Source organism: Flavobacterium sp. (assembly GCF_044361065.1).
Taxonomy (GTDB): domain Bacteria; phylum Bacteroidota; class Bacteroidia; order Flavobacteriales; family Flavobacteriaceae; genus Flavobacterium.
In genome coordinates this window covers 1-4,973 of record NZ_JBIKJI010000150.1, presented here as the reverse complement: position 1 = coordinate 4,973, position 4,973 = coordinate 1, and the positions used below count along the sequence as shown (strand labels likewise).

At 33.1% G+C, this 4,973-nt stretch carries 3 protein-coding genes; 2 read left to right on the top strand and 1 reads right to left on the bottom strand.

Annotation, left to right across the window (positions count from 1 at the left end; genetic code table 11):
• Positions 1-1,428, bottom strand: a 1,428-nt coding sequence (gene miaB, locus ACIQ11_RS08755) for a tRNA (N6-isopentenyl adenosine(37)-C2)-methylthiotransferase MiaB (RefSeq protein ID WP_396154265.1), incomplete at its 3' end; no start/stop codon positions are given.
• A gap of 177 nt (positions 1,429-1,605) precedes the next feature.
• Between miaB and topA the strand changes: the two genes are divergently transcribed.
• The gene (gene topA / locus ACIQ11_RS08750; RefSeq protein ID WP_396154264.1) at positions 1,606-4,107 is read left to right on the top strand and encodes a type I DNA topoisomerase; all 2,502 of its coding nucleotides are present in this window, start codon (positions 1,606-1,608) and stop codon (positions 4,105-4,107) included.
• Between the two features lie 4 nt (positions 4,108-4,111).
• A partial coding sequence (locus tag ACIQ11_RS08745; protein ID WP_396154263.1) for a formimidoylglutamase occupies positions 4,112-4,973 on the top strand: 862 nt, incomplete at its 3' end.

The window sequence follows — 4,973 nt, the reverse complement described above, 5'->3', positions numbered from 1 at the left end:
TGATATTTTTACTAACACAAAATCACCAGGTTTATAATTTTCTTTTGGAAAAACCACTACAGTATTTTGAGAATTTCTGCCGCTCCATTGTTTATCAGAACGTTTTGAATTTTTTTCTATTAATACTTCAACAGTTTGTCCAACAAATCGTTGCGTACGTTCTAAAGCGATACGTTGCTGCAAATCGATAATTTCATTTAACCTGCGTTTTTTTACTTCTTCAGGTACGTCATCGTCCATTTTTCTGGCCGCTAAGGTTCCTGGTCTTTCAGAATAAGCAAACATAAATCCGAAATCGTATTTTACATATTCTAACAAACTCAAAGTATCTTGATGATCTGCTTCTGTTTCTGTTGGAAAACCAGCTATAATATCTTGTGAAAGTGAGATATCTGGAATACGTTTATAGATGTTATCTACTAATGCAATATATTCTTCACGAGTATGTTGACGGTTCATTTCTTTTAGTATTCTGGTACTTCCGCTCTGAACGGGTAAGTGAATGTAATTGCAAATATTATGGTGTTTTGCCATAACCTCAATTACTTCAATATGCATATCTTGCGGATTTGATGTAGAAAAACGAAAACGCATTTTTGGAAATTGCGTCGCACATCTGTCTAATAATTGTGCAAAATCTACTGAAGTGGCTTTTTGCATTTCGCTTGCTTTTTCGAAATCTTTTTTCAAACCACCTCCATACCAAAGGTAACTGTCCACATTTTGACCTAATAATGTCACTTCTTTGTAACCTTTAGCCCATAAATCGGCAATCTCTTCAATAATACTTTCTGGTTCTCTACTACGTTCTCTACCTCTTGTAAAAGGCACTACGCAAAATGTACACATATTATCACATCCTCGAGTTATCGAAACAAATGCTGTAATTCCGTTACTACTTAACCGCACTGGAGAAATATCTGCATACGTTTCTTCACGAGAAAGTATCACGTTTATGGCATCTCTACCGTCTTCTACTTCTTTTAATAAATTCGGAATGTCTTTGTAAGCATCTGGTCCTACAACCATATCTACAATTTTTTCCTCGTCTAAAAATTTTTCTTTCAAGCGTTCTGCCATACAACCCAAAACCCCAACTTTCATTTTCGGATTAATATCGCGTTTTATGGCATTATAAACTTGTAAACGCTTTCTAACGGTTACTTCTGCTTTATCTCTAATAGAACAAGTATTTACCAAAACCAAATCGGCTTCTTCTAAAACTTGAGTCGTATTATAACCTTGATTTGCTAAAATGGACGCCACCACTTCGCTATCGGCAAAGTTCATTTGACAACCATAACTTTCTATAAATAACTTCTTTTGGTTTCCTTGTTTGTTTTCTAAAACCATTGAAGTGCCTTGTTTGCTTTCTTCTATAACCTTTTCTTCCATAAAAACTTCATAATAATTTATTCGAAAATTCATTTCGAAAAAAATTCTGTACAAAGATAGTACTAAATTTCATTATCTGCCAAATTGTCAGCATCAGTTTAACAAAAAATTAAAAAAATTGAGGTGCAACAATTCAAAAAATCAAAAAAACCACACCTATATATATTAATCAAAAAAATAATATACTTTTGCAAAATCAAATTATTGAAAATGGCGAAGAATTTAGTTATCGTGGAGTCACCTGCAAAGGCAAAAACCATTGAAAAATTTTTAGGAACAGATTTCCAAGTAGAATCGAGTTACGGACATATTGCAGATTTACCTTCAAAGGAAATTGGTGTAGATGTGAACGATAACTTTAAACCTAAATATGAAGTTTCTCCAGATAAAAAAGCATTAGTAAAAAAACTAAAAGACTTATCTAAAAAAGCAGATATGGTTTGGTTAGCTTCCGATGAGGACCGAGAAGGAGAAGCTATTTCTTGGCATTTAGCCGAAGAATTAAAATTAGATCCTGCAAAAACAAAACGTATCGTATTTCACGAAATTACAAAAACAGCCATTTTAAAAGCGATTGAAAATCCGAGAGATATCAATTATAATTTAGTAAACGCACAACAAGCTCGTAGAGTTTTAGACCGTTTAGTGGGTTACGAACTGTCTCCTGTTCTTTGGAAAAAAGTAAAAGGCGGATTATCTGCCGGACGTGTACAATCGGTATCTGTGCGTTTAATAGTAGAGCGCGAACGTGAAATTCAGAATTTTAAAGCTGTTGGAAGTTATTCAATTAGCGCTGAATTTACGAATGAAGCTGGAAAAACTGTAAAAGCCAAACTAAATAAAAATTTCAATACAAAAGAAGAAGCTCAAGCATTTTTAGAAAAGAATGTAAATGCGAATTTTAATGTAGCGGATTTAGAAACCAAGCCAACGAAAAAATCGCCAACAGCACCGTTTACGACGTCTACTTTACAACAAGAAGCCGCTCGTAAATTGTATTTACCTGTTGGAATTACGATGCAAATTGCACAACGTTTGTACGAAGCCGGTTTAATCACCTATATGAGAACGGATAGTGTAAACCTTTCTCAGGATGCTATGGCTGCTGCACAAGCTGAAATTACTTCGTATTACGGAGCAGCATATAGTAAACCAAGAAATTACAATACAAAATCAAAAGGAGCGCAAGAAGCGCACGAAGCCATTCGTCCTACAGATATGAGTCGTCATACGGTTGATATCGATAGAGACCAAGCCCGTTTATACGATTTAATTTGGAAACGTACTTTAGCCTCGCAAATGAGTGATGCGCAACTGGAACGAACCAATGTGAAAATTGCTGCGAATACACACAACGAATATTTTTCTGCAACTGGTGAAGTAATCAAATTTGATGGTTTTTTAAAAGTATATTTAGAAGGTAATGATGAAGATGATGAAGAACAAGAAGGTATGTTACCCGCTTTAAAAGTAAACGAAAAACTAAACCATAAATTCATTGCAGCAACAGAACGTTTTAGTAGACCTGCAAGCAGATATACAGAAGCTTCTTTAGTAAAAAAATTAGAAGAATTAGGCATTGGTCGTCCTTCGACTTATGCGCCAACTATTTCCACCATTATCAACAGAAATTATGTTGAAAAAGGAAGTTTTGAAGGTACAGAAAGAAAATACGAGCAATTAACTTTAATTGGTAAAGAAATAAAATCGCAAACGTTAAAAGAAAACTCAGGTTCCGATAAAGGAAAATTAGTTCCAACTGATATTGGAGGAATTGTGACTGACTTTTTAGTAAAAAACTTTGAAAGCATTTTAGATTATAATTTTACTGCTAAAGTAGAACAAGATTTTGATGAAATTGCAGCTGGAAACGAAGATTGGCACAAAATGATGAGTACATTTTACAATCATTTTCATCCAATTGTTACCAAAGTAGAAAACACCGCAGAACGTGAATCTGGAGAACGAATTTTAGGAACCGATCCAAAAACAGGAAAACCTGTAAGTGTTCGATTAGGAAAATACGGCGCAATGGCGCAAATTGGAGCTATTGACGATGAAGTAAAACAATTTGCAAGTTTAAGAAACGAGCAAAACCTAAGCAATATAACATTAGAAGAAGTTTTAGATTTATTTTTATTACCAAAATCTTTAGGAACTTATGAAGGGGAAGAAATTGAAGTAAACAATGGACGTTTTGGACCTTATGTAAAATTTGGAACACAATTTATTTCGCTTTCAAAAGGCGAAGAACCTTTAGATGTAACAATGGAAAGAGCCATCGAATTGATAAATGAAAAAACCAAAGCAGACGCACCTATTGCTACCTATGACAATTTACCTGTTCAAAAAGGCGTAGGCCGATTTGGACCTTTCTTAAAATGGAATGGTATTTTTATCAATGTAAATAAAAAATACAATTTTGATAATTTATCGCAAGCTGATATCAATGAATTAATTGAAGATAAACAACAAAAAGAAATCGAAAAAGTACTTCATTATTGGAAAGAAGAAGGTATAAAAGTAGAAAAAGCGCGTTGGGGAAGATCTGTAATTACAAAAGGAAAAATTAAAATTGAACTGAGTAAAGATATAGATGCTACAAAATTAACTCTTGAAACGGTAAAAGAGATGATTGAGAAAAAAACACCCCCTAAAAAAGCAGCGACAAAAAAAGCACCAGCTAAAAAAACTGTAGCAAAAAAGAAATAATTTTATGATATTCGAATATTTACAACCTGTATCTGAAGAAATTCAAGAATTTACAACTCAATTATCTAATCAAACATTAGGTAAAAAAATTGTAATGCATACAGCTACCGATTATCCTAATTTAGAAAACATATCCATCGCAATTATTTGTGTAAACGAAAATAGAGGTGCAAATTTAAACAACGATTCATTTGACTTTACCAACTTCCGTAAAGCATTTTACAGATTATTTCCAGGAAATTGGAACAAAGGCATTGCCGATTTAGGAGATGTATTAGTTGGAAACGAAACAAGTGATACTTATTTTGTATTAAAAACCATTTGTGCCAGTTTAATCAAACAGAAAATCATACCTTTGGTCGTTGGTGGTTCGCAAGATTTAACTTACGCTATGTATCGTGCTTTTGATCAATTAGACCAAATGGTAAATTTAGTCGCAATTGATAATAAATTCGATTTTGCAAAAGATGAAAAATTAGAATCTGATTCGTATTTATCAAGAATAATTGTTGAAGAGCCAACTAATTTATATAATTTCTGCAGTATAGGATATCAAACGTATTACACTTCTCAAGAAGAAATTGATTTAATTGAGAAATTGTATTTTGACACCTATAGATTAGGCGAAATAAGTAAAAACCCAGCTATTGTAGAGCCTATCTTTAGAGATGCGGATATTATTAGTCTTGATTTAAAATCTATAAAATCATCCGATTCAGGAAATACGACAGAATTTTATCCAAATGGATTTGATGGTAGAGAAATCTGCACTTTAGCACGATATGCAGGAATAAGTGATAAAGTAAGTGCTTTTGGAATTTTCAATCAATTTTTCAATACCAACGAAAACGAAATTATTGCACAAA